The organism is Companilactobacillus nantensis DSM 16982, from assembly GCF_001435815.1.
Classification (GTDB): Bacteria; Bacillota; Bacilli; order Lactobacillales; family Lactobacillaceae; genus Companilactobacillus; species Companilactobacillus nantensis.
In genome coordinates, this window is sequence record NZ_AZFV01000016.1 from 47266 (window position 1) to 73332 (window position 26067).

Consider the following 26067-nt stretch of genomic DNA (forward strand, 5'->3'; position numbering starts at 1 on the left):
ACTGGAGACGACATATTTAACTAGCACCATACGTCAAATAATATTATTTTTTATTGATTGCAGATTTACTATAACTTTTTCCGACTGTCAGATCATACTGAACTAACTTGTAATCATGGAGCAATCTCTTTTGGCTCTTCGTTAAATCTTTCGTTGAAACTTGCTTGCCTTTATCATTTACATATAGATTCTCATTTTTGCCAACGCTGTTTTTTGCCATCGCCGGGATCTCTTCTTGAACCTTTGTTAATAAGGCATAGTAAGGTGTTACTTGTTGCTGCATTTGTTTCAACGCTAGTGGGATAAAACCATTAGGATCGGTTACTTCAGTCGAATCAGTTAACTTCTTAGTTCCATAACCATGGTCAATGGCATATTTATTACTGTAAACAAAGTAGTCGGTCTCATGTTGCACAACGTTGTATTTTTGCATTGAATTCTTCGCATACAAGCCTGGCAAATGGTCGCCATACCAAACAACGGTAATTGGTTTGTTGATTGTATCTAATTTATCCAAAAATTCTTGGGTTGAGTTGTCGGTAAAATTGATACTTTTGGCATAATTACCTACTTGTAAAGGAATCTCAGCTGCTTTTCCGTTAGTAACAGTAAATTGATTATCATCATACATGACGTTATATGGCATATGATTTTGCATCGTGACTAAACTGATGAATTGTCCACCTTTTGTCTGATTAACTTGCCACAAGGTATTTTTATAGGACGCTTCATCGCTGACATAAGGATTGTTGCCGATCGTATCCGTATATTTCAAAGCTAAATCGCCTGTTGTATCAATATTACGGAACGTTTGGAATCCAAATTTAGGATAAACCGCTTGTCGATCGTAAAAGTTTCCGTGATAAGGGTGAATTGCGGCTGACTTATTGAAACTATTAACGATGTTAACTGGTTTGTCTTGTTTCGTGACTAATTGTGTATATGGCGATTGCAATGATTTAGAAAATTGATTGTACGCTAAGCCAGTGAATGTCATATATTCCATATTAGCTGTGCCACCACCATAGCCAGAGCTAAGCATCAGACCAGATGTATTCTCCTGCTTAATATTCATAATTTTAGGTGCAGCTTCTTGGCTAATCTTGATATTGGGTTCACGACTAGGATCTGCGAAACTTTCACTCAAAACGAAGATCAAAGTTTGTTTGCTTAAATTATCATTGGGACGATCTTCATTGATATTGTCCGCCACATTACGATACTTTGTCACCAAATTATCCATCGTAGTTTTACTATAACCACTTGGTTGATCCATGATGTCGATATGCATATTACCTAAGAAAGTTAACAATGGACCATTCGTCGTTGCAGTCATACTAATATTGGGCGTGAAATTAGAATAACCAGCTTTGGTCATTACTTTATTAATCACTGAACCTTCTTTATTAACGTTATAAAATCCAGCAATACTAAAAATCGCTAATCCAACGAGGATCACTCGTGTAACGATATTAAAACGCAGCAATTCTTTAGAGAAAATCTTTTCCAAAATTACACAAGCTGTGACGACCAATAAAATAACAACAACGACTAGTAAAATTATTTTTCCACTAATCATGGAAAGCATTGCTTTAGCATTCGATAAGAAACTTAAATCGCTTGGTAGAACTGGTTCCGAACGATAAATAACTTTCAACTTATTAGCAACGACGTAAATTGCAAAGAATATGTAAAAGACAGCCGTTGCATAAAAGAAACGATTGAATAATCCGTATACCCCTAAATAAAGCAACGTTAATATCAGTGCGGTAATTAAATACGGTACAACATTTGTCTTGAACAAAATACCATTTGTTGTTTGGAAAGAACCAGTTTGCGAATAGTTCAACAAATAACCGACAAGAAATGCCGATAAAACAATGAAAACTAATTCTAAAATATATAAAACAGTTGATCTTTTTTTATGCATTATTAAAAACACCCTTATTTGATAATTCAATAACTTATATACTAACCCATTTTTAGTAATACTCGAATATTAACATAATAAAAAAGCATGATTTTTCTAAAAAGAAAATCATGCTTTACTACTGGAGGCAGACATCACTATTTGTTTATTAACTTCTTTGTATAATTCTTTCCAACCGTTAAGTCATATTGAACTAATTTATAATCATCAATTAATTTCTTTTGCTTAGCAGTTAAGTCCTTCTCAGCTACTTCTTTACTGTCTTGGCCGACATATAAGGAATTTGTATTATCCGAGATATTCTTAGCCATTGCTGGAACATCCTCTTGAATCTTTGTTAATAACGCATAGTATGGTGTAACTTTTTGATTCATTTGCTTTAATGCTAGCGGAATAAATCCGTTTGGATCAGTTACTTGGGTTGCGTCATCTAATTTCGTTGTTCCGTAATTGTGATCACGAGCGTACTTATTACTGTAGATGAAATAGTCTGTCTCATGTTCCTGAACATTGTATGTGTACATGTCATTATTATCGTAAATCCCTGGCAAATGGTCACCATACCAAACAATCGTGATTGGCTTTTCAATTGCATCCAATTTGTTTAAGAAATCCTTTGTTGCAGTATCAGTAATACTTATACCCTTGGCATAATTGCTAACTTGACTACGACTCTTTTCGGTAACACCAGCGCCAGTATTGGTAAATTGATTGCTAGAATAGTCGTTTGAATATGGCATGTGATTTTGCATGGTAACTAAATTAATAAATTGACCGCCACTAGTTTGATTAATTTGCCAAAGCGCATCGTTATAAGCCGAATCATCACTGATGTACTCCATGCCTGGCAAAGTATTATCATATTTGAGTGCTAATTTACCTTTCGTATCAAGATTTCTAAAAGATTGAATCCCGAAGTTTCGGTAAACAGAATTACGGTTATAAAAATTCCCGTGATAAGGATGAATTGCAGCAGAAGTTTTGAAGTTATTAGAAATATTGATAGGGTCTTCTTGTTTATTAACGACTTGGGTATATGGTGATTGCAATGTATCGGAAAATTGATTCATTGCTAAGCCAGTTAAAGCCATATATTCCATATTGGCAGTACCGCCACCATAACCTGAACTCATCATTAGACCAGATGTCGTAGAGTCTTTAATGCCACGAATATTGGGCATTGGATCCTGGTTCAATTTAATATTGGGCACACGTGTTGGATCTGAAAAACTTTCACTTAAAACAAAAATCAAAGTTTGTTTACTCAAATCATTGTTATCACGATCACGATTGATTGATTTGGCTTCTTGTTGATATTCCTTAACAATTTCCAACATTTTTTGTTTGCTGTAGCCCGCCGGTTTATCCATGATATCCACATACATATTGCCTAAAAATGTCAGCATTGGCCCATTGCTATTGGCTGAACGATTAATATTGGAATCAGAATTAGTGTACCCAGAAGCCGCTAAAATTTTATACGTGGCTGAATTTGTATCACTAGCCGTATAAAAAATGCCGATACTAAAAGCTGTCAACGCGATAAAAACCAATCTCGTTATTGGATGAAAGTGCATCGTTAACTTGCCAAAACGACGTTCTAAAAAGACGAATAATGCTATAGCGACAATCAAAACTACCACGACAGCCAAAATTAATTGTGTCGTCACCATCGACATTATGCTTTTTAAATTTTTCAATAATAATAGATCACTGGGCAAAATTGGTTCTGAACGATAAGTAACCTTCAAACGATCCGCAACAGCGTAAATTAGAAAGAAAATGAAGTAAAACGCTGATGCATAGAAGAAACGATTAAATATTCCGTAAATGCCAAGATAAATTATGAATAAAATTAATACTGTTAATAAATAGGTATTTAAATTAGTTCCAAAGACAATCTGAAATGTAAAAATCAAATCATTGGTTTGAGCGTAATTTAAAACAATCCCAAGGGCAAAAGACGACGCTATCATAAATAGTATCTGCAAAACTCCTACCACTCTGTTTTTTTTATGCATTAAATAAAACATCCTCATCATATAATCATACTATGTATTCTAAACCAAAATATTTTAATATCTAGGGGAATATTATAACGCCTACCAAATAATAGCAACTTCGGTAGGCGTTATATTAATTACTTATTTGCATAAAGGCAGGGAACACTGTCTAAAAACTTGGCACGTTTCTCATCAGTCGTTACATTCACTTCACCGAAATGAATCCAATTGACCACTTTCGGATCAATTCCCAAATCGGCTAATGTCCGCTTGATAAAGACTTCCCGAATTGGATCACCACACTCTTGTTCCAAATATGACTGTGTAACGGTCGAGGTCGTAATAACAGTTACGTGCTTAATATAAGTTAGTAGTCCCTTCCAACCGTTATCTTCGTTATAAGCAAAACCATTTAACATTGTTTTATCTAAAAATCCCTTTAACATTCCTGGCATCGTTTGCCACCAAATCGGAAAAATGAAAATCAATTCATCAGATGCCGCAATCTTACGCTGGTATCGTCTCACCAACTCATCATCTGTTTTTCCCTTACTATGAAGTTTCAATTCAGCTTCTGTCAAAGTAGGATTGAAGTTATCGGCATATGGATTGATTATTTCAAACTCTTGATCATTTTTTGAAAAAGAATTCGTCAATCGATTTAAAATCTCATGATTAAAACTCCCTGCATATGGATGAGTATAAATAATTGTTTTCATATTCAAAATCTCCTTGTCACTTCATACCCACAGTATATTATGTTTTCAAGGATTTCCAGACCCAATTACCAGTGATAATTATGGTCTAATTTGAACCAGTCGCTGATTCCACAAAGCGCGTAGCATCAAGGATTTTTGCTTATTTACTCGTTTCTGAAATATTCTTATTTAGTATTAGAATAAATACCTTTTGTATATATATAAAGACGTCGTTATGCCATAACCAAATTTATTTTTTATTATGTAGCAAAAAAAGACTAGCAATCCAAAATCAGATTACTAGCCTTTGGATACTTACTAACAAAACCACAACCGCCTAATTATCACTGAACTTCCCAGAAATTGACATTGTTGGTTGAATATTAATAAATGCTTCAGGATCAACATTCATAATAATTTTCTTAGCAAAGAATAATTGATACTTTGTTAAAACTGTTGTAATAGAACCGATTTCTTCGCCTGAATAAGCACCACGTAAATGGTAATCCAAAGTCAAACCACGATTAAGTGATTTCAACAGCTCTTTAGATATTTCATCAATCTTGTGTGAGTAAATCGTCACGGTAATCTTTTGTTGCTGGATATACATTTTATCAATCACAACATTAGTAATGTAAATTGAAATAATTGTATACAAAGCTAGTTCCCAACCAAACGTAAATCCTGCAATCGTAATGATTACAGCATTGATGGCAAAACTAACTTGTCCAACTGAACGACCTGTACTCTTTTGAACAATCAAAGCAATAATATCGGTTCCCCCAGTTGAGAATCCATAACGGAAACATAAACCAATACCAGCTCCTGATAAAATCCCACCAAAAACGGCTGATAATAGTGGATCTTTAGTAATTGGATATAGTGGCACTATCAAAATACAAAGTGAAGCTGAAACAACGGAAATAATAGATAAGATTGTAAACTTTTTACCTAATTTGAACCAAGCCAAAATCACTAATGGCAAGTTCAACAACGCAAACCACAAATACACTGGCGTACTCGTATGTGCAAACTCATTTAGTAAGTTAACAATCAATTGTGAAGCACCAGTAACACCACTGGTATAAAGCTTTGCCGGCTGTAGAAGTAATTGAATACCCAAAGCCGAGGTTATTCCATAAAATAAAGCTGCTAAAATGCTTTTATAATAGTCCTTTATGAATGTCATGAAATCCCCTCCCGTGTCCATTTAAATTTGATTTCGCATCACCTGAATTATAGCAAACAAGGCGCATTAAAAAATAGCTTAAACGGATTATTTTATTGTTAGCGTCTCTAGGTTCGAGAAAGTAAATCAATAAACATTAAAACAGATTCTAATAACAGCTGAAATTGTCACAAATCGCCTAATTGAAATATACTTAACTCGTTGTAATCTTTATTAAATCAAACGTGTTGTGCTGGTTGATTTATAACCAGCAATTTAAATTATGTCTATGATGTATTTTTAGATATCGATACTTTAACAAGTCAGAATCAAAAAAACATAAACTAGCCGGAAGGAACAAGAATTTAACTAACACAATACGTTAACTAATAATTGGAGGAAATATAATGCAAAAAATTGGTTTTATTGGTACTGGCGTTATGGGCAGTGGCATTATTAATAACTTGCTCAAAGCTAACTACGACGTAGATATTTATACACGAACTAAATCAAAGGCTGAACCTTTAATTGCTAAAGGTGCCAAGTGGTTTGCCAATCCTAAAGACGTTGCGGCAGATGCTGAAATTATTTTTTCTATGGTCGGTTTCCCTCAAGATGTTGACGACGTTTATTTCAAAGATAACGGTATTTTTGCTGGAATTAGTAATGGCAAAATCATCGTTGATATGACGACTAGCACGCCTACACTTGCCAAAAAGATTGGTGAACACGCTACAGAAATGGGTGTTGAATGTCTTGATGCTCCAGTTTCTGGTGGAGATGTTGGGGCCCGTGACGGTAAATTAACGATTATGGTCGGTGGCGATAAATCAGCTTATGAAACACTGCAACCTATTTTTGACATTATCGGTAAAACTTATCATTACTTTGGTACTTACGGCGCCGGTCAACATGCTAAAATGGCTAATCAAATTATGATTGCTGGCACGATGACTGGTTTAACTGAGATGTTTGTTTATGCCAAAGCCGCTGGCTTGGATCTTCAAGCTGTTTTAGAAACTGTTACTGGTGGTGGCGGTGATAATTGGAGTTTGGAAAATTATGGACCACGTATTCTTAATAGCGATTTTAAACCCGGCTTTTATTCCAAGCATTTCTTAAAGGATTTACGAATTGCGCTTGATGAGAGTGAGAAAATGGGCATAGATTTACCTGCCACTAAACAAGCTAAAAAGCTTTATGAAACGTTAGTGGATGAAAAACAGCTTGGCAACGATGGTACTCAAGCTTTAATTAAACTATGGTGGTAGCTTTCGAGTATTAAGGCAAATTAGCTCCGTAATCCGATTTTGGATTGCGGAGCTAATTTATTTTAAGCGGAAAAAACATGGTTTTCTTGCACGTTTATGCTGCATATTTAAGACAAAAATAGTTATATCCCAGCTCAGTTTTCTTTTAAATTTAGTAAGCGATTCATCAATTCAAAATGATGCATCAGTGATAATTTTTTAATCATACCCAGTCCCGGAAATTTAGCTTGTTGATTGTATGAAAGTAGTTCTTCTAACGCAGGTGTTGCATTTAATCCATGGATATTTTCAGTACACCACGTAACCATTTTTTGTAACGCTTCAAAGAATTTATCCTTTTGCCCACTCATATGTTCATTGCTATCAGAGACAAAATGATGAATTCGTAAAGTGCCATCTTCGGTCACATAAATCAGATGTAACGCAATAGCACGCGAAGGCATCCCCTTATCAAAATAAACATGTCCCACCATCGAATAATCACCAAAACCATCATAGTTACCCACCTGATGATACCAATCAGCTGGTTCAAAAAACTCATCATCTAAATCAGCATAATCTTCTACATGGCGTACAAAAGTTAATGGATCAGTTAATAACGCCGCTTTGGTTTTAACTAACCGATGGATCCTTGCCACATCAGGAATTAACACCTTATCCACAGTTTGTAAAACTTTCGTATTTTGATAAGCCTTTAATAACTCATAATTTTTAACTATTAACAATGATTGCTGGTTATCCACTGTTTTTAAAAAATCACTACTAAAATCAGCAGCCAAGATTGCACTTGGATAATAAAATTTCAAGTTATCAACATCTGGCAGTGGATAAAGTTTCGTATCATTCAAGCCGTACACACTAACTTGAGGATTAGCAATGACGCTGAATGGTTGCTGATGGTCAATCAACGTTTGGACTGTTTGTTGTAATTCCTTCGAATCGAGGACTGGCTCAATAATTGGCACAATCTTAGGACTGAGTTGTCCTTGTTCAACCAGCTCTTTTATTGCCAGCAAGTCATACATCCGCCCACGTAAATAAGGATAATAAATCATATCTTATCCTCCAAATTGGGCTTTTGTAGTTGTTGAACTTGTAATTTCAATTCTTGATACTCTGCGTTTCGTGCATCCAATTCATCTTGTAACGCCGTTATGGCATCATTTTGCAAATCATCAACAAATCGGTCATATAAATTATGATCTGGGCTGTAAACGTCGTAACCTGCTTTAGCCCGTTTTTGTAATTCCTTAAATAATTTATCATCTGAATACAGTTGCAATCCCTTTTCAACACGTTTGGCCTTGTCCACTTCACGTGACAATGACGCCACAAAATGGCTCGTCAATTGCTTTTCATCAACTTGTAGATCTTGATATTGAGCTTTTTTGGCCACCGTCAAAAATCCGGGTGCTCGCAACGTTTGAGGTGATGCCTCGATTGCCTTTTTATCAAAAGCACGATAAATCAAAACACCAATATGAGTGGGAATTTCAGCGGCTACTTCGTCATATAGCTTTTGTGGCAAGACAAAGTAATTATAATTTCCGATAAATGACAGTTTAGCTTTCGAATGAAAATCAGATTTAGTTACCTTTAATTCATAACAACGCCATTCAATCTTGTCATCGGCTAATTGTTGATAACTTAAAGTATCAACGATTCCTTTTTTGTCAGGCATGGAAACTTCTTCAACAACGTAAGAACCTTGCTCGAAACAATATTGATAGAGCGTACTTTCTAATTCCTTAGTTAATTTAGTTTTCATTGCTCTCTTCCCTTCCAAAAGTTATGCACAGCTGTGTCTAATTGTGGTAACGAACTAATCCGACGATACTTTTGCCAATGTTGTGGAAAAAGGCGTGTATATCTGGCACTGGCGAATCTTTGATCCAATAATAAAATTATTCCAGCATCATGACTACTACGAATCAAACGACCAGCCGCTTGTAAAACATTGTTCAAACCAGGCATTTGATAAGCATATTCAAAACCATGCCCATTATCAGCGTCATAATAATCTCGAATCAAATTATTTTCAGCACTCAATCCTGGTAGGCCAACGCTGACGATTGCCACGCCAATTAATTTATCGCCACGTAAATCAATTCCCTCAGAGAAAATACCGCCGAGAACACAAAAGGCAACCATCGTTTCATCTGGCTTTTCCACAAATTGATTCAGAAATTCTTGCCGTGCTGAGGCATCCATTTCACCTTCTTGTGCAATTACCTTAATATCAGGATATGTTGCTTCAAAGGCGTCTTTAACTTGACTCAAATAGCTATACGATGGGAAAAAGACTAAATAATTTCCAGTCTTACTCGTTACCAGAGTATGCAAACTTTCCACAATACTTCCTTGACTGTATTGTCGTTGACGATAAGTGGTTTGAATATATTGTGTAATCAATATTTCTTGATTTTCCACTGGAAAAGGCGATGGCAGTTGATAAGCCAAACTATTATCAATACCACCGAGAACACTTTGATAGTAATCCATTGGTGATAACGTAGCTGAGAATAAAACAGCCCCTAGTCCTAAGTTAAGTGACTCATCAATAAAATGACTTGGATCTAGGCAAAGTTGTTTAACGACTAAATTTTTGCCATCTAAGACTAACCGTGTTTTATAGCTGTCATCGAATAGGGCACCGATTTTAACAAACGTTAATGAATCGAAGAAGTAATCCTTGGCACTTTCTAAGAAATCAGATGGTTGTTGCTCTTGCATCCAATCACCCATAAAGTCATTGAATTTACCCAAGGTGTTAATCAATTTATCAGGAGCATCACTGGTAATTTTCTCATCTTGATTATCTTCATCAAGAACTTTTTTCATTTGCCTGAAAACCCGGCGGACCTTTTTTAATTGTTTTTGAAAATCTTCACTCGATTTCGTATCAATTGACTTGGCAGTTCTTAATAATTTAGCAATCGGCATGTCCGTAATAGTTGCCGAATACATGTCACGTGAACGACTAACCAAATTATGGACTTCATCAATTAAGAAGAAATTATCGGTATCCTTCTCAACAAAGAAACGTTGTAAATAAACTAATGGATCGAATAAATAATTGTAATCACAAATAATCAAATCACAAAATAATGACGTATCAAGCGAAAACTCGAAGGGATCAACGGTATGTTTCTTAGCATATTTCTCAATCACATCGCGCGTAATCGCATCTTCATTCGTCAACAAGTCCGCTAAGGCCGGTTTCAGACGGTCATAATAGCCCACCATATATGGATTTTCCTCTGGCGGCACATCTTGTTCTTCCGGAAATCTGATCTTGTCCTTGGCAGTCAAAGTAATACTTTTCAGTTTCAATCCTTTACTTGCCATTAGGGCGACTGTCTCTTCGGCAACATGTCGAGTGCTCTGTTTAGCCGTTAAATAAAAGAGTCGCTGAACCTTTTCTTCCCCCATCGCTTTAATAGCTGGGAAGAGTGTGGAAATAGTCTTTCCTGTTCCGGTGGGTGCTTCCACAAATAACCTTTTTTCCAATAAAATTGTTTTATAAACAGCCGCAGCCATCTCATGTTGACCAGTTCGAAATTCGGGGAACGGAAAATCTAATTTTTTGATTGAAGTATTGCGTGTTTTACGTAATTTAGCTCGCAATACTAACCAATACTCATATTCAGTAATCAAATCTTGGAAAAATTTATCTAGCTCTTCACGATCAAGTGTTTTTTCATCGGTAGTAATCTCTTCAGTACTAACTTGAAAATATGTCAGTTGTAACGTCACGTGCTTTAATTCAGGATGTTCTCGTAAAATGATATAACCATAAACTTTTACCTGTCCCCAATAAAGTTCCAGCGTGTTATCACTCAACTCATCGTACAATTGATCTGATGTTTTAATTTCTTCAATCAAAGCTTTATTATCGGTTAACGTGATTCCATCAGCCCGACCTGAAATGGCATACTGAGTGTCATTCATCGTTACATCAGTTTTTAAGTAAACTTCACTTTCATAGTCAGGGTTTTTGGAACGTTCTTTTTGGAGTCGACGATGGATTCGGGCACCGTTTTGCGCCGTATTTTGACTATTTTTTGTTTCATTCAAATCACCGCTACGCAACACAAACTCCACCAGCTGGCGAATCCCAATCTTAGTCGTCATAGACTACCTCCTCAAATTACTAAATAACATTGTAAAACATGTGTTCGATTTTGTCTTTAAACATTTTCGATTTAGCCATGACGTTTTCATGAAAAACCGATATAATAAAAAGCACTGAATCATTTGGGGGGGAATTAATTTTCATGACAACTGATACAAAAAATGTCTTACGAGATTCTTTATGCGCAGCTCTGCACCATAAAACCATCGATAAAATCACCATTAAAGACGTCGTCAGTGAATGTAATTTAACCCGACAAACTTTCTATAATCACTTCGCCGATATTTACGACCTTGTTGAATACTCTGCCAGCCAAGTAGCCGATAAAGTTTTGAAGACTGCTGACTATGAAAACTGGCAAGCAGGATTCTATCAAGTCATGGTCTTAATTCAAAAGAATCAACGACTTACCAAAAATGTTTACCTGTCCGTTTATCGCGACGTTATGCACAAGTATATCTATGAAGTTATCTACAACTACATCATCGAAATTGTGGAAAGCCAAGCAAAGGGGATGCACGTTGATCAAAGTCATAAGAATTTCATTGCCCACTTTTACAGTCTGGCATTCATTTCCATCATCTTCGAATGGGTCCGTAACGATATGAAAGAAGATCCAAAAGATATCGTTGACCAAATTAGTGTTTTAGTTCAAGGAGATTTTCAAAAAGCACTACGTAAATATGCACAATAAAAGGGATAGATAAATTATTTTCAAATTTATCTATCCCTTTTAAATTCTATTTTTACTTCTTATCCTCTTTTAAAATAACAATACAAACTTAGAACTTTGGATTTTTAACCTTACTTGGTTCTCCCCACCAAAATAGTTGAACCAACCGTAATCTGAGTAACCTTTTCCCAATCAATCAAACTGTTGTCAACATTAAACAATAACGGTGTCATATTGATAAACGCTGCCCGTTCTTCATCTGAAACGTTATACGTTTTTGTAGCGTCGATTTGATCAACTAATTCATAGTGTTCTTCAAAATAATCCAAGACTTTTTTATTAGAATATTTTTCTTGTTTCAGTTGGTCTTTAGCTTGTTCACGTAACTCTTGCACATGATATTCATTGGGGATAACTTTCAGAACGTAGCCACCTGGTTGTAAAATTCGATTGAATTCCTGATAGTTAGCTGGTGAAAAGATATCCACAATTCCATCAATTACTTGGTTTTGAATTGGCAAGTGGGCTAAGTCACCGATAAACCATTCGACTGGTGTATTAGGACCTTTAGCTGCCAATTGAATTGAGTCTTTGGAAATATCAAATGCTAAAACCTTACGGTCAGCCATTTCAGCAATTTTCTTTGAATAGTAACCCTCACCACAACCAACATCCAAAATACTAGTTAGGTTCAACTTTTCAATCAAAGCCAACATTTTTTCAGCAATATGGTCATACATACCGTGTTCCAAAATCAAATGACGATTTTCAAACGATGCTAAATCATAATTTTTTTGTTGTTTATTATTTAAGACAAAATCAACAAAGCCTTTTTTGGAGATATCAAAGGTATGATTTTGCTCACAAGTTAAACTATTCCCGTTGAGAACTAATCTTTCTCCACAGATAGGACATTGAAAATATTCATGACTGTTACTAAATTTTTGAATTTTACTATTCATACAAACCTACTCTTCTACTTGAGATATCAATTGTGGCATGGAACTTTGAAGGAAATCCTTTGCAAAATCATCATTATAAATCCATGAATTTATTTGATTTTTGGCCAAAATCAAGGGCATTCGATCGTGAATTTGAATCATTGACTCATTCGGTTCCGTCGTAAATAAGATACTCTGCGCCACGTCATCAAAATAATTATAACAGCCAGCGATAAACAACGTCTGTGTATCATTACTAAAATTGAATTTATATTTTTGTTTAGCCTTACTCCACTCAAAAAATCCAGTCGTCGGATAAACACAACGGCGTTTTAAAAAAGAATCAGCAAACATCGACTTTTGTTGAACTGTCTCTGAACGAGCATTGATAATTGATTGTCCCGCCTTAAAGCCAGGGAATCCCCACTTCATGCCAACAACTTTTACTTGCCGTTCGCCAGCAACGATTAAAGCTGTCTCATCAGTTGGAAAAACTTCACCGGTTTTAGGAGTGTATCCAGCATCAACTGCCAATTGATAAATTCGTTTAATCTCAGGATTCTTATCAGGTTGAAACATATAACGGCCACACATCGCAATAGACCTCCTACTTTACTATCTATTTTTACATAGATAGTTTTTTTAAGCTAAAAAAAATCATAACAATCAAAAAATAATTGTTATGACCAGTATCAATCGTAAAAAAATTTAAAGCTGTTTAGCCCAACGATTGCCAAAATCACGTTGTGGCAAACACATCAAAACAATCACAGCAATTTCACCAATAAATGGAATAATACTTAACAAGACCCACCAACCACGTAATTTAATATCGTGAAGTCGACGAATCATCGCTGTGAAAACCGAAATCCAATAATAGCCTAACGTAATTGCCAAGGCGACACCAAGAATTGAACTCCAATAAAAGTCATCCACCGGCATCTTGGTAATTGCTAAAGCCAGTAAACTAGTAATAACAAAGGCCACAATCGTCATACCGAAAAAGCCCCACCAGAAATCTTTACGACTCATTCTTTTTGCACCGACAAATAAATCTTGAAAATATAATCTGGTTGAAGAAATTATTCCAGGACGAAAACTTTCATTCCAAACTGATCCATTAATTTGCATTTGTATACTCCTAAATGTGAATACCAATAACGAAACCTAAAATACCAAATACGTAAGTTAAGACGAAGTACCAGAAACAACGCCAAACTTGATGTTGAAACCATAACTGACTTAACTCCATATTAAATGTTCCATAAGTGGTGAAACCTCCACAAAATCCGGTTCCTAGCAATAATAATATCGCACCATTATGAATTTGTGCAGTTAAAATGCCTAAGATAATTGCTCCTGAAATATTTATCAGCAGCGTTATAAGCGGAAAATCAATCTTTATCTTTGCTTGAATCATGGTTAATTCATTTCTTAGAAAAGCTCCCACTGATGCTCCAACGCCAACAATTAGAAAGGTCATCATTTATCAGAATCTCCCTTTTTAGCGTAATCATTGAATGCTTGTGAAGCAGCCCAATAGTTACCTAGAATGGCGACCAAGAAACCGCCAATCATCGTTATCGTCAGATAAGCAAATAAAAACCACCACTGGCCATTGTTATATAGCCGATAAGCGTCTGCTGTAAATGTTGAAAAAGTTGTATAGGAACCCAAAACGCCAGTACTTAATGTCAAAATCATGCGTTTTGATAAACTAAAACGGTCTTGTAAATAATGAATTAAAAATGGTAAAACTAGTGCCCCACTCAAATTAGCAATGATAGTTCCCAATGGAAATCCATTGCTTGTTTTAAAAATCAGACTCTCCAAATAACGTAAATCACTACCGATAAAAGCCCCTATGAACAAAAATAGGAACACCTCTCCCCTTCTTTTCACCTGTATCAAATCCCTTCTGAAAAAAATAATACCAAATATAATCAATATTAAAATAAATAAAACCAGTAATCCGATTTTGGGGGGATTACTGGTTTTATTTTAAACGAAAAAAATCGTGCTTTGTTTCGAATTTTATTTTTTATCGACGTCGTGTCCACCGAATTCGTTTCGTAAAGCCGCAACAACTTTACCTGTAAATGTATCATCTTCGAGTGAACGGTAACGCATCATCAATGAGGCGGCAATAACTGGTGTTGGCACTTGAAGTTTCAATGCTTCGTCCAAAGTCCACTTACCTTCACCAGAAGAATGCATTACACCCTTGATTTCATCTAATTTAGGATCTTTTGAAAAGGCTGATTGTGTTAATTCCATCAACCATCCACGAATAACTGAGCCATGTTCCCAAACTTTGGCAACTGCTTCGTTATCATAATCGAATTGGCTATGTTCCAAAACGTCAAATCCTTCAGCAATAGCTTGCATCATACCGTATTCAATACCGTTATGGACCATCTTTAAGTAGTGACCACTACCAGCTTTGCCAGTGTACAAGTAACCATCAGTTTGAGCAATTCCTTTGAAAATAGGTTCAATATATTCAAAAGCTTTTTCATCATCGCCACCAATCATGAAGTTACCATCACGATTAGCACCACTCATACCACCCGATGTACCAACATCGAAGAACTTAATATTTTTGTCAGTCAAAATTTTGTTGTGTTGCAATGAATCTTTGTAAAATGAATTTCCACCGTCAATGACGATATCATTTTCATCAAGAATTTCACTCAAGGTATCGATGGTTTGGTTTGTTGGGTCCCCCGCTGGTAACATTACCCAAACAATCCGTGGTGCACTTAAAGCTTCAATGGCATCTTGCAAGTTATCTTTAACTTGTGCCCCAAGCGTTGAAGCATCATTTCTTGCCCCATCACTCAAATCAAAGGCAACCACTTCATTACCATTACGAATCAAATTCTCAGTCAAATTGATTCCCATCTTGCCGAGCCCAATCATTGCTAATTTCAAAATTCATCCTCCTAATTTGTCTTATCACAAGTTCTAATTATACATAAAAAAGCCGCACCAAAACTAACATTTTGGTACGACCCGATTACGTAAAAGGTTGATATCATAGGATTAATTGGCTGACTAGCCCATAAACTTGTTCCACCAGTGGCCTTTTTTATCATCATTTACTTTTTCATTTACACGCTCTTTGATGTTTTCATCTTTTTTAACGTCTGTATTTTCAGCTTTTTCTTCAGCTTGTTGTTTCAACGTTGCCAATTCAGCCTGAAGTTGTTCTTTAGCTTTTTGAGCATCTGTTAACTCTTGTTGAAGCTCTTTAATAGTTAATTCACGCTTCTTGTTTTCAGATTCCAATTTAGCAACAGTCGTCTGTAATGCAGAGATTTCATCACTTTGTTTGGCGTCAGCTTCTGGCTTAACGTCTGTGGCTGGATAAATTTGAACGGCAGCTGTTTCGAGCGTCATCTTAGGACCATGACTTAACTTAACCATTTCTTTGAAGTCTTCGATATTTTTTTGAGTATATAGACGATTATTTTGACTATTACGTTCAAAATATTTGCTATTCTCGGTTGTCTTCTCAACTATCAAAGAGTATTTACGTAGCGTTGCAACGCTGATTCCTAAGTCCTTAGCAGCTTGTGCAGGAGTTAATAAATTGTTCGTTTTTACTTTACTCAAAAGGATTCCCCCAAGGTTGTTTCATTCTCTTCATTATAAAAATAATGATGGTTAACTGCAACTACAAAATTGTAGCGTTCCTAAATTTAGAACGTCATAGCTATATTTTAACCATAAAATTGGATATACTAAAGATGTAAAAAATAAAATATTTACTCTTAGCCGACACAGTCGGTTTTTCTTTGGTGTATAATTCGTCTTACAAGAATAGAAGGGGAAATCATATATTGTCTAGTTCTACAATTACAACTAATTTTATTATCATACTGATAACCTTTATCTTTGCCTTCTTCTTCGTGGCTGCTGAGTTTGCCCTCGTGCAAACAAGATCCAGTCAATTGGAAGATGCAATCCAAAAGGGTACTGGTAACAAAAAGAAATTACAACGAGCACTTCTGATGGTCAATAACCTGAATGAATACTTGTCTACAACACAGGTCGGTACTAGTATCGCTGGTATCATCTTAGGTTGGATTGGTGAAAGTACTATTGAATATCTCTTAGTAGAAGTTTTCGGTGTCGTTCACCTCTCTGCTGGTGGTAGCAGTGGTCTCCACGCTTTAAGTTCCATCATTGGTGTGCTTTTACTAACTTACCTCGAAGTTGTTATAACGGAAATCGTGCCTAAGAATATCGCTATCGATATGCCCATGACAACTTTGATGTTAGTCGTTACACCATTACGTTTCTTCCATCTAGCAGTTTATCCATTCGTTTGGTTGTTGAATGTTTCAGCTTCCGGTATCGTTCGTCTGTTAGGTATGAAACCCGCTGATTCCGAAAATGAAGTTTTCTCACAGTCAGAAATTCTAAGACTTTCCAAATCATCCATTAAGGGTGGCGATATGGAACCTGACGACGTTATCTTTATGCAACGTGCCTTTGAATTAAATGATAAGGTCGCGAAAGATATCATGGTCGATCGGACTAGTCTCTATGTCGTCGATATAACGGATAAAGTTAAAGATGTCATTAAGGATTACTTACAACAAGGATTCTCAAGATTCCCCGTTGTTGCCGATAATGATAAGGATAAAGTTTTAGGTTATGTTTATGCATACGATATCGTTCGTCAAAATCAGGTCGATGGCGACGTTGGTATCAGCCGGATTTTAAGATCTGTTAATACTGTTCCTGAAACAATGCCTATTCAAGATATTTTGGATAAGATGATCAAGAAACAAACACCTATCGTTGTTGTTGTCGATGAATATGGTGGTACTAGTGGTATCGTAACCGATAAAGATATTTACGAAGAGTTATTCGGAACCGTTAAAGATGAAATCGATGATGTTTCCGATGAATATATCGTTAAAAATGATGATGATTCTTACAATGTCTCCGGTAAAACAACGCTTTATGATTTCGAACGTTACTTTAGAACTGATGTTAAGGAATTCCAAAAATCAGATATTATCACTGTCGGTGGTTATTTGATTGAGAAATATCCTAACCTACAAAAAGGTTCCGAAATCCAACTAGGTAATTTCAAATTTATCGTTGCTGAATTCGATCATGGTTTTGTTAACTGGTTCAAAGTTTCAATTGATAAAACAGCTGTTACTAAACAAGATAATTTAGCATCATTGACAGACGTCGATGATTTGAAAGAATAATAACACATTGAAAAAAGGACAATCCTAGCAACTTGGGATTGTCCTTTTTGATTACCTATTTATTTTTTAATTGCATAACTAGCCCAAAATGTAGGCACGTTATAATCGTGTAATTTACCTTCACTATTGGTGTCTTCGTATAAATCGACAATTTGAAAACCAGCTTTAATTTGACCACGTAATTGTTCATTCAACGTATGTGAAAACTGAACACCTTCTTCTTCAGGCGGAAATTCCTCATTAACTGAAGGATCCTTCAAGGGATTGTATGGCAAGCTGTGATAAAGTTTCGTTTCCGTTTTATCGAAAATATAGTTCACACCATTATCAAGTCCAACTAATAATCGACCACCCGGCTTTAAAATCCGATAACTTTCTTCCCAAACATGTTGAACATCTTCAATATAACAGTTAGCAACTGGTTGAATAATCATGTCAAAACTATTGTCCCCAAATGGTAAATCTTTCGTCATATCGCCACGAACAATATCAATTTGATAACCTTCACGTTCAGCTACCAGTTTCTCAGCATCCAGTTGTTTTTGCGAGTAATCAAAGACTGTACAGATTCCGCCCAAAGCGGTTAAAATCGGCATCTGTTGGCCACCACCGGAAGCTAAACCAAGAATCTTTTGGCCTTTAATAGGATTCGGATACCAATCATCAGGAATTGCTACATTAGGAGTTAAAACCAGTTTGAAATCACCTTTAGTGGCAGCCATATATTCTTCATGACTGACTGGTTTGCCCCATTCCCAGCCTTCGTTGACCCAACCATCAATAATTTTTGCATTGTAATCTGTATAGTCTTTCATATCTAATCCTCTTTTCAGCAACAAGTTTTTATAAGTATAGTTATATTAATTGTTGTGTGCAACTGTTGTTAAATATGCTACGACGAATAATAGGCCGCCTCCAGAAGCAAGAAATTTAGTTCGCTGTGGGGACCGCCGAAAGCCAAGGTCTTTCGGCTAGTTTATGTTTTATTTTTGATTAAACGTAAATAAATTGGCTTGTTACCGTTTGGTTTGACTATTTTTCAATATATGATGACTAGAATAGCAGGACTTAAAGTATATTTTAAAACTAAATTTTTTATGCAAAAAAGGTTGTCAGAGTGGATTAAAAATACCTTCTGACAACCTTTTAAAAAAACATTATTTAGAACGATTAATATTACGTAATCCCTCAATTTTATCAAAATCAACTAAGTGTAACTTGTTAATAAAGACTATTGCGATAATTGCTAATAACGTTAAGAATGACATTCGACGGCTGACTTTTTGAGCCATTGTTTCAAAGTAATCGACCGTTACCTTGCCGCTACCATTGATTGTCACTTGTGCTAGGTTATTGTTCTTCTTATCCATGACAACCTTCGAAACTCTTCCTCGAGATTGTGTGGACTCAAAACCATAATAAGCAATAATTGGCAAATCAACTTTGGCATTTTTAGCGTGTTTGAAATCGAAACTCAAACGTGTTCCATATTGTTTAAAGTTTGTTACTTGCGCTTTACCTGCCATAATTTTCGGCTTATGTGACGCTCTTTGTAGCTTAGCTAGGTTTGTTCCAACAGGTAAGTATTCTTGACCAGCACCGATACTAAATGGCTCTTGTTCGTTATATTCGGCATATGTATTGCGTTGTAATGGTGCGCCGTTAACTAAACGATAACTGGATGACATTGCAAATAGGAAAACTAATGTCATCAAACCAACTTTGGCGTACTTAGATGTGAAGAAATTCAATGGGTCGGCCGCTATAACGATGGCTAACAAAATCGTAGCTATCATATCAAACCGCCAAGGATATTGAATCATCTTGAATGGCGTATTGTTAAAAATCACCCAAGGCATAACCTTTGTGCCACCCAATAACAACAAAATTCCAATCACAGAAAATTGCTTAAGAATCGGATTTTTTATCTTAGTAAACGATATGATCAAAACAAAAGCCGTTATAATCATTAACAATCCAATATTAGGTTGTCCGATATTATTGTTCAAACTCCATGTCACCATATCGGCCATGTCAGTTGCACCCTTTGGTAACAAGCTGCTTGTTTGAGTTAGCACAAATTTAGTATGACGTACCTGTTCCATCATCGGAATGAAATAAGCTAAGCTCAACAATCCTGAGCACAATGTAGCCCATAACAATGACAATAAGCGTTGTGGTTCCGCCTTCAAAGTCTTGATTTGTGCCAGCGCCACTATAACGATAAAGACTGCAACGAGAATTGGCGAAATAGCATGTGAATAAATGATGCCGGTCATACCAAATACTAAATACAACCAATGCTTTCTTTCTCCATAGAAGATTTCATAAATTCCTAAAACCGCAATGGGTAGAAAAATGAACGCCCCTACTTCACCTATATCTTGACGGAAGAGCATGTCGTGTAAACGATAAGTTGATAACGTATAAACAAAACTGAAAACTAAACTGTTGAGATATTTGGGACTAACTTTGTAGTAACAAAGAAACGCTACCCCAAAGGTTAAAAAGTTTAACAACCAGAAGTAGATCACGATAGTTTGAGCACTAGTAAACCCAAGTAATCGTAAAAATGCTGCCGGATAGAGCAAGAAATCAGAATAAAAAATATTAACGATATATCCAAAACCATTCATAAACGACATATTGATGAATGGGAAAAATTGGTGCCGTTGTAACGAGTGATACAATCCCTCGATTCGCATCATGTGGAACCGATTATCGCTTGTGCCTAAATATGACCAAATCTTGCCTTGATAAATTTCGGTTTGATAAATGGCTAATAGACTGACAAGTGCGAATAAAATGATGGTAAAAACAATTACAGCAATTTTTTTAGTTTTTTGATTCTTAAAAAGAGTTAATTGCATAAAATTAAATACCTTCCTTTGATACATGCAATAACTCCTATTATACTAACTAGTTCCGAAACAATGATACTTTATTTTGCAAACTTTTCTGAAAATATGCCGTCTTTGAGTGTGAGAAATTCAGGCTGCTGTGGGGACCGCCGAAAGCCAAGGTCTTTCGGCTCGATTTTGAACTTCGCAAAGTACACGAATTTCAAAACTCGTCCCGTGGTGTAAAGGCTAAAGCCTTAACGCCACCTGCACTGCTGCCAAAATTTCTCACACTCGAAGACTAAAGTATCAGTTATATTCTTATATCATTGACCACTAAGTATAAGCATAAAAAAAGAACCAAAAGACATTTGTCCTTAGGCTCTTACATATTTTTACTTTACATCATCATATTCAATAATATTAACACTACGATCAATTGTCTCTTTGGTATTCGCAAATACTAACAGCTGTGTCTTAGGATTAACGCGTAACGACATGCCATCGTCTAAGAAATCCTTAGCACTATCTTTGAAATAAATTGTTCCTAATTCACTATCTAAATGAACTGTATAATCGACCAAATTTGCTGCTTTATCAACGATTAGAATCCGAAATTTGGTTAACAAAGCGCAGGTACCTTCATCTGAAAAGCGTCCAAACCCGTCATCTAAATCTAACAAGATATTTTGATTAGCTTTGACATATTTTTCTAACTTAGCTTGTGCTTGTTGCGTAATTTCGATTTTCATTCGTATCCTCGTTTAATACTTGTATTTGGTTGTGCTCCCCCAATCAAGCAAACTCACGATAAAGACCATGAAAATGATTGAGATATAACTGAGCAAAATACCATTCAATACATTATATAGGACATCCCGAATATTGTAATCGATGTTGCTTACGATTAAATCTTGCAGTGGATAATACGTACAGCCTAGCAATAAAGCAAACAAGATTGACGTACAAATGCCCACTGTCCCTAAGTGATGGAAAAAGAGCATACTTGAGCCAACTTTTATCCTTAAACGAATCGCCAAGAGGACAAAGATAACTGCCGCAACAATCATTATCATCTTGATTAAACGTTTAATCGTCTGGACTTGCTCAATGACCTGTTCAATCTGACCTAAATCATTATCGACAATTTGATTCATTATAACTTCATTACTCCGAATCACCGTGTCAATTTCTCCATCAATATTTAGACCATTTTGCCTGGCTTCTTTTTTGAGCTTTGAGCTGATAGTTGCTAAAATGGCGCTACCAACCGTTAATTTGGAGTCATCGCTGTACACTTCATCCACGGATGTACTAATAATTTTTTTAACGTCACTATTAGTCAACGTAACTGACGAAAGATTTGCGGACGCAGAATAGCTGTTCACTAAACGTCCCAATCTTTGGTTAGTATAGTTTCTGATCAAAGTAACATTTGTTTCACTACTGACCACTTTTTTGACATAATTACTGTTCAAAACAGTCGACAGTGTGATGCCTAGAAATACAATCACCATCAGGCAAATTGATAATAAGACTAATGTAAATCCGTGTCTGTTGTACGCCAATGACTTGCTCATAATTTCTAATTCTCCATAGCTAGTTTAGCAATCTCCTGTGGATTATTAACGATCCATTCGGAGTTAGCAGCTTTTAATTCATCATAATCACCAAAACCATATGTTACCCCGATAGCTTTGAGATTATTCTTATGTGCCCCCACAATATCACTGCTACGATCCCCAACCATAACAAGATTCTTCGTATCTAAGTCAACAGAAGTTTTTTCGATTCCGTAAGAAATGACATCTTCTTTTAAAGAACGAATTGATTCATCTTCAGCAGCTCCAAAAACGTGTCGAACGTATTCTTTCATATTTAACTGGTCAATAATTTTTTTAGCAAAAATTTCTGGCTTCGAAGTTGCGATAAAAATCTCTTTATCAGCATGTTTTAAGGATTCCATCATATCATAAATACCATCAAAAACTTCGTATTCTTCCCAGCCTTCAACTTGATAATATTCACGAAAGGCATTTATACTTTGGTTAATGTATGGGTCATCTGGAGCAACGTGATCGTACTTTTCTAAAGAAGCACCAATTGTCGGACCAATGAAAGTATGTAGTGTTGCGTCATCATGTGGAACATAGCCTAAAGTATGGTTATACATGTATTTTAAACTCTTCATGATACCTTTTTCAGAGTTAATAATTGTCCCATCCAAATCAAAAAATAAATTGTTCAAATTAAATTCATCCTTTTATGTTAAATTTAAGTTATGAAACGTGTTGTGGTTTTTTATATATGCCGTCTGCAGAGCCAATAATGTTTAACTGGCTGTGCGGACCGACTTGAGCCAAGGTCTCAAGTCTCGATTTGAAGCCTTGCAAGCAAGTCTCCAAACTCGCCCGGTGCTGTAAGTCCGAGAAAATCACTCGAACTAACACCACTTTCACTGCCTGTTAAACATTATCGGCTCTTCCGACTAGGTTATTTATTTGTTGATTGGGATTGATTATCCAATTTTTAAATAAATAACTAGTAATACAGGCATATGTTAACTAATCACTAACACAACACGTTATGTAAAGAGTATATAGCATTCAATAGAAAATAACTAACAGTCGTAGGTAGAGTATGGTAAAAATAAAAAAGCCTAATGAATACACCAGTCTCGACTCCGGTTTAACTGCTGCACAGGTTGATGCCAAGGTCAAAGCTGGACTTACAAACGTTCAGATCAAGAAGCTATCACGACCTATTCCTAAGATTCTGGCCGATAACTTATTTACACTTTTTAATTTTCTCAACTTAGTCATTGCCATCCTAATCTTTTGGACTGGCTCATATCGGAACTTGTTCTTCTTGGGTCCTGTGATTGCCAATATTATTATCGGTAGTTACCAAGAAATCCGTGCGAAAGTAACCATTGATAAAATCAGTCTTGTCAACGCAGCTACTTTTACCGTTACTCGGGATGGAACTGAACAAGACGTCGATATTGCTGACCTGGTCGAAGATGATATTGTATCTATTAAACGTGGTGATACGATTCCCGCTGACGGGATTGTCCGTTATTCTAATGGCTTACAGACAAATGAATCAAGTATCACTGGTGAAGCAGATACCATTAGTAAAAAAGTTGACGACGAAGTTTTTTCTGGTAGTTTTGCGATTGCCGGTCAGGCTAAAGTTCAATTAACTCAAGTCGGTCAAGAGAGTTTTGTTTCCAAAATTTCTGCCGCAGTCGGTAAGGAAAAACGTTCTGTCAGTGTTCTAATGAAAATCATCAATAACATTATTAAGATTCTAACATATACAATTATTCCTGTCGGTTTAATGTTATTTTTCCGTTCATTCTTGAAGAGTGGCGATATTTCGAAAGCTATTTTAGGTACTTCTGCTTCCGTTATTGGGATGATTCCTGAAGGTTTAGTTTTGCTAACTTCAGTTGCCCTAGCGACCGGAGCGTACAACCTAACTAAACGACGTATCCTAGTTCGTTCCCTCAGTGCTATTGAAACATTGGCTCGTGTTGATGTCTTATGTCTTGATAAAACCGGAACAATCACTACCGGAAAATTAACTGTTAAGAAAACGAAAACTTATGGAGCTAGCGAACAACAAGTCCAGGCTATCGCCCAAAAGATTGTTGATGCAACGCAAGAAACAAATGCCACAGCTTTAGCAGTCCGTGCCTTAAAGGCCACTCCACTGTCCAAAGATGTTAAAGAAGTTATCCCATTTTCATCTGAAACTAAATACTCAGGATTCGTGGCTGATGACAATGTCCGCTATATTATGGGTGCTCCTGAATTTATCATTAAAAATCCAACACCAGAAGTTACTAAAACAGTCGAAGATGCAGCCGAACATGGCTTTCGTGTCATTGCTATTTTGCAAGAAGATCCGCAACAAACTTTGTTGGGACTATTGATGATTTCCGATGAAGTCCGCAAACAAGCCCCTGATACATTCAATTATTTACGTAACCAAGGTATCGATTTACGAATCATTTCTGGGGATAATCCCGTAACAGTCGCTAACGTGGCGGCTCAAGCTGGGATTGCTTCCGGTAAAAACTATATTGATATGAGCACTGTGACTGAAAAAAATGATTATCATGATTTAGTTAAAAAATATAAAATTTTCGGTCGTGTTCGTCCAAGTCAAAAAGCTGATCTGATTAAAGCTATGCAAGATAATGGTTTAACAGTTGGTATGACTGGGGATGGTGTCAACGATGTTTTAGCCATGCGTCAGTCCGACTGTAGCATCGCAATTGCTGGTGAAAGTGACGCCGCCGAAGCCTCAGCTGACTTTGTCTTATTGAATCGTAATTTTGATTCGATGATTTTCATGCTAAACGAAGGCCGCCGAGTTATTAATAATGTTGAACGAGTAGCCTCCTTATTCTTGATCAAAACAATTTATTCAGTTGTTTTATCAATCATTTTCATCATTTTAGGAACGGGCTATCCATTCCAACCATCTCAATTAACGCCTATTAATGCTTTAACTGTAGGTATTCCAACGTTTATTCTAGCCTTGGAACCAAATTACACCCCACCCGCTGGCCGATTCATGCGAAACGTTATGGAAATCGCTTTGCCAGCAGCAATCTGTAATATTCTACTGATTATGACCATCTCCATTTTAGGAAACCATCTCAACTTCAGTTATGATACAACCTCAACACTAGCCGTCTTTACACTTGGATTAATCGGCTATTGTGCATTGATCTCCATTAGTAACCCACTGATAACTCGTAAGAAAGTCATGATTAGCATTTCTTTTGCCCTATTCATTGTGACATTCATCTTCAGTGGCAATGCTTTTGGCTTACAGAGCATTTTGAATTGGCAATACACTTACATTTACGTAGCATTATTGTTGATATCATGGCCGTTATTCATGTTTATGCGGGAAGTATTAGGAAGAAGAGTTTTCTCGAAGATAAATTGGAAGTAGAGAGCGGTAGAGAGTGAAGGACGACGGTTAGATTTCGAGACGTTGCCTAGCTTCACGAATTGCACACCGGTTTTGTGTGCGATTTGGGAAGCTAGGCAACATCTCGGAATCTGTCGTCCGCAGCTCGTTTCAGAGCCACTGCATATATAAATCAAAAGATATTTAAACGTATACATCAAAAGGGGCTGTGACAAAAGTCC

Annotated in this window: 23 protein-coding genes; 4 read left to right on the forward strand and 19 right to left on the reverse strand. The window is 36.2% G+C overall.

The window, feature by feature from the left end; genetic code table 11:
* Positions 1–43: 43 nt before the first annotated feature.
* From FD31_RS08100 to FD31_RS08115, 4 genes are all read right to left on the reverse strand, one after another.
* Positions 44–1930 (reverse strand): LTA synthase family protein, encoded by a 1887-nt coding sequence (locus tag FD31_RS08100; RefSeq protein ID WP_057892269.1) that lies wholly within the window; start codon positions 1928–1930, stop codon positions 44–46.
* A 137-nt stretch (positions 1931–2067) separates the two neighbouring features.
* Entirely contained in the window at positions 2068–3951 is a 1884-nt protein-coding gene (locus FD31_RS08105) for an LTA synthase family protein (RefSeq protein ID WP_162258544.1), read from the reverse strand.
* Positions 3952–4070: 119 nt separating this feature from the next.
* On the reverse strand, positions 4071–4652 hold the full coding sequence (locus tag FD31_RS08110; RefSeq protein ID WP_057892271.1) for an NAD(P)H-dependent oxidoreductase: 582 nt from the start codon (positions 4650–4652) through the stop codon (positions 4071–4073).
* 316 nt (positions 4653–4968) lie between these two features.
* On the reverse strand, positions 4969–5820 hold the full coding sequence (locus FD31_RS08115) for a YitT family protein (RefSeq protein ID WP_057892272.1): 852 nt from the start codon (positions 5818–5820) through the stop codon (positions 4969–4971).
* Between the two features lie 386 nt (positions 5821–6206).
* On the opposite strand from FD31_RS08115, the gene FD31_RS08120 reads away from it, so the two are divergent.
* A complete protein-coding gene (locus FD31_RS08120) occupies positions 6207–7070 on the forward strand; it encodes an NAD(P)-dependent oxidoreductase (RefSeq protein ID WP_057892273.1) in 864 nt (287 codons plus the stop codon).
* Between the two features lie 134 nt (positions 7071–7204).
* Here the strand turns inward: FD31_RS08120 and FD31_RS08125 are convergent, their stop codons facing one another.
* From FD31_RS08125 to FD31_RS08135, 3 genes are read right to left on the reverse strand one after another with little or no spacing between them, the layout of a single operon-like run.
* The gene (locus FD31_RS08125; RefSeq protein WP_147007323.1) at positions 7205–8125 is read right to left on the reverse strand and encodes a sce7725 family protein; all 921 of its coding nucleotides are present in this window, start codon (positions 8123–8125) and stop codon (positions 7205–7207) included.
* A complete protein-coding gene (locus FD31_RS08130; RefSeq protein ID WP_057892274.1) occupies positions 8122–8838 on the reverse strand; it encodes a hypothetical protein in 717 nt (238 codons plus the stop codon). Before FD31_RS08130 ends, FD31_RS08125 begins: the two co-directional genes overlap by 4 nt.
* Positions 8835–11204 (reverse strand): ATP-dependent DNA helicase, encoded by a 2370-nt coding sequence (locus FD31_RS08135; RefSeq protein ID WP_057892275.1) that lies wholly within the window; start codon positions 11202–11204, stop codon positions 8835–8837. Before FD31_RS08135 ends, FD31_RS08130 begins: the two co-directional genes overlap by 4 nt.
* 143 nt (positions 11205–11347) lie before the next feature.
* Here FD31_RS08135 and FD31_RS08140 point away from each other — a divergent pair, with 143 nt between their 5' ends.
* Complete coding sequence (locus FD31_RS08140; protein WP_057892276.1) at positions 11348–11899, forward strand: TetR-like C-terminal domain-containing protein; 552 nt, start codon at positions 11348–11350, stop codon at positions 11897–11899.
* Between the two features lie 110 nt (positions 11900–12009).
* On the opposite strand, the gene FD31_RS08145 is transcribed toward FD31_RS08140, so the two are convergent.
* The 7 genes from FD31_RS08145 to FD31_RS08175 form a co-directional block, all read right to left on the reverse strand.
* Positions 12010–12840 carry a methyltransferase domain-containing protein gene (locus tag FD31_RS08145; RefSeq protein WP_057892277.1) on the reverse strand — a complete coding sequence of 277 codons (831 nt, stop codon included), beginning with the start codon at positions 12838–12840 and terminating at the stop codon, positions 12010–12012.
* A gap of 6 nt (positions 12841–12846) precedes the next feature.
* The gene (locus FD31_RS08150) at positions 12847–13413 is read right to left on the reverse strand and encodes an SOS response-associated peptidase (protein WP_057892278.1); all 567 of its coding nucleotides are present in this window, start codon (positions 13411–13413) and stop codon (positions 12847–12849) included.
* Between the two features lie 114 nt (positions 13414–13527).
* Positions 13528–13950, reverse strand: coding sequence for a DUF805 domain-containing protein (locus FD31_RS08155; protein WP_057892279.1), 423 nt, complete (start codon positions 13948–13950; stop codon positions 13528–13530).
* A 10-nt stretch (positions 13951–13960) separates the two neighbouring features.
* Entirely contained in the window at positions 13961–14305 is a 345-nt protein-coding gene (locus FD31_RS08160) for a fluoride efflux transporter FluC (protein ID WP_235805344.1), read from the reverse strand.
* Positions 14302–14691: a fluoride efflux transporter FluC gene (locus FD31_RS08165; RefSeq protein WP_235805345.1), complete on the reverse strand. Its 390-nt coding sequence runs from the start codon at positions 14689–14691 to the stop codon at positions 14302–14304. The genes FD31_RS08160 and FD31_RS08165 overlap by 4 nt, the downstream gene beginning before the upstream one ends.
* A gap of 162 nt (positions 14692–14853) precedes the next feature.
* Entirely contained in the window at positions 14854–15753 is a 900-nt protein-coding gene (gnd, locus tag FD31_RS08170) for a phosphogluconate dehydrogenase (NAD(+)-dependent, decarboxylating) (protein WP_057892281.1), read from the reverse strand.
* A 123-nt stretch (positions 15754–15876) separates the two neighbouring features.
* Positions 15877–16437 carry a hypothetical protein gene (locus FD31_RS08175; RefSeq protein ID WP_057892282.1) on the reverse strand — a complete coding sequence of 187 codons (561 nt, stop codon included), beginning with the start codon at positions 16435–16437 and terminating at the stop codon, positions 15877–15879.
* 227 nt (positions 16438–16664) lie between these two features.
* Between FD31_RS08175 and FD31_RS08180 the strand changes: the two genes are divergently transcribed.
* Complete coding sequence (locus tag FD31_RS08180) at positions 16665–18053, forward strand: hemolysin family protein (RefSeq protein WP_057892283.1); 1389 nt, start codon at positions 16665–16667, stop codon at positions 18051–18053.
* Positions 18054–18112: 59 nt separating this feature from the next.
* Here the strand turns inward: FD31_RS08180 and FD31_RS08185 are convergent, their stop codons facing one another.
* The 5 genes from FD31_RS08185 to FD31_RS08205 form a co-directional block, all read right to left on the reverse strand.
* A complete protein-coding gene (locus tag FD31_RS08185; protein ID WP_057892284.1) occupies positions 18113–18868 on the reverse strand; it encodes a class I SAM-dependent methyltransferase in 756 nt (251 codons plus the stop codon).
* Between the two features lie 342 nt (positions 18869–19210).
* Complete coding sequence (locus FD31_RS08190) at positions 19211–20950, reverse strand: YfhO family protein (protein WP_147007322.1); 1740 nt, start codon at positions 20948–20950, stop codon at positions 19211–19213.
* A 338-nt stretch (positions 20951–21288) separates the two neighbouring features.
* On the reverse strand, positions 21289–21645 hold the full coding sequence (locus FD31_RS08195; protein ID WP_057892286.1) for an iron-sulfur cluster biosynthesis family protein: 357 nt from the start codon (positions 21643–21645) through the stop codon (positions 21289–21291).
* A 12-nt stretch (positions 21646–21657) separates the two neighbouring features.
* Positions 21658–22473: a hypothetical protein gene (locus FD31_RS08200; RefSeq protein ID WP_057892287.1), complete on the reverse strand. Its 816-nt coding sequence runs from the start codon at positions 22471–22473 to the stop codon at positions 21658–21660.
* A gap of 5 nt (positions 22474–22478) precedes the next feature.
* Positions 22479–23141 (reverse strand): HAD hydrolase-like protein, encoded by a 663-nt coding sequence (locus tag FD31_RS08205; protein ID WP_057892288.1) that lies wholly within the window; start codon positions 23139–23141, stop codon positions 22479–22481.
* Positions 23142–23533: 392 nt separating this feature from the next.
* Between FD31_RS08205 and FD31_RS08210 the strand changes: the two genes are divergently transcribed.
* Positions 23534–25867, forward strand: coding sequence for an HAD-IC family P-type ATPase (locus FD31_RS08210; protein ID WP_057892289.1), 2334 nt, complete (start codon positions 23534–23536; stop codon positions 25865–25867).
* Positions 25868–26067: the final 200 nt, after the last annotated feature.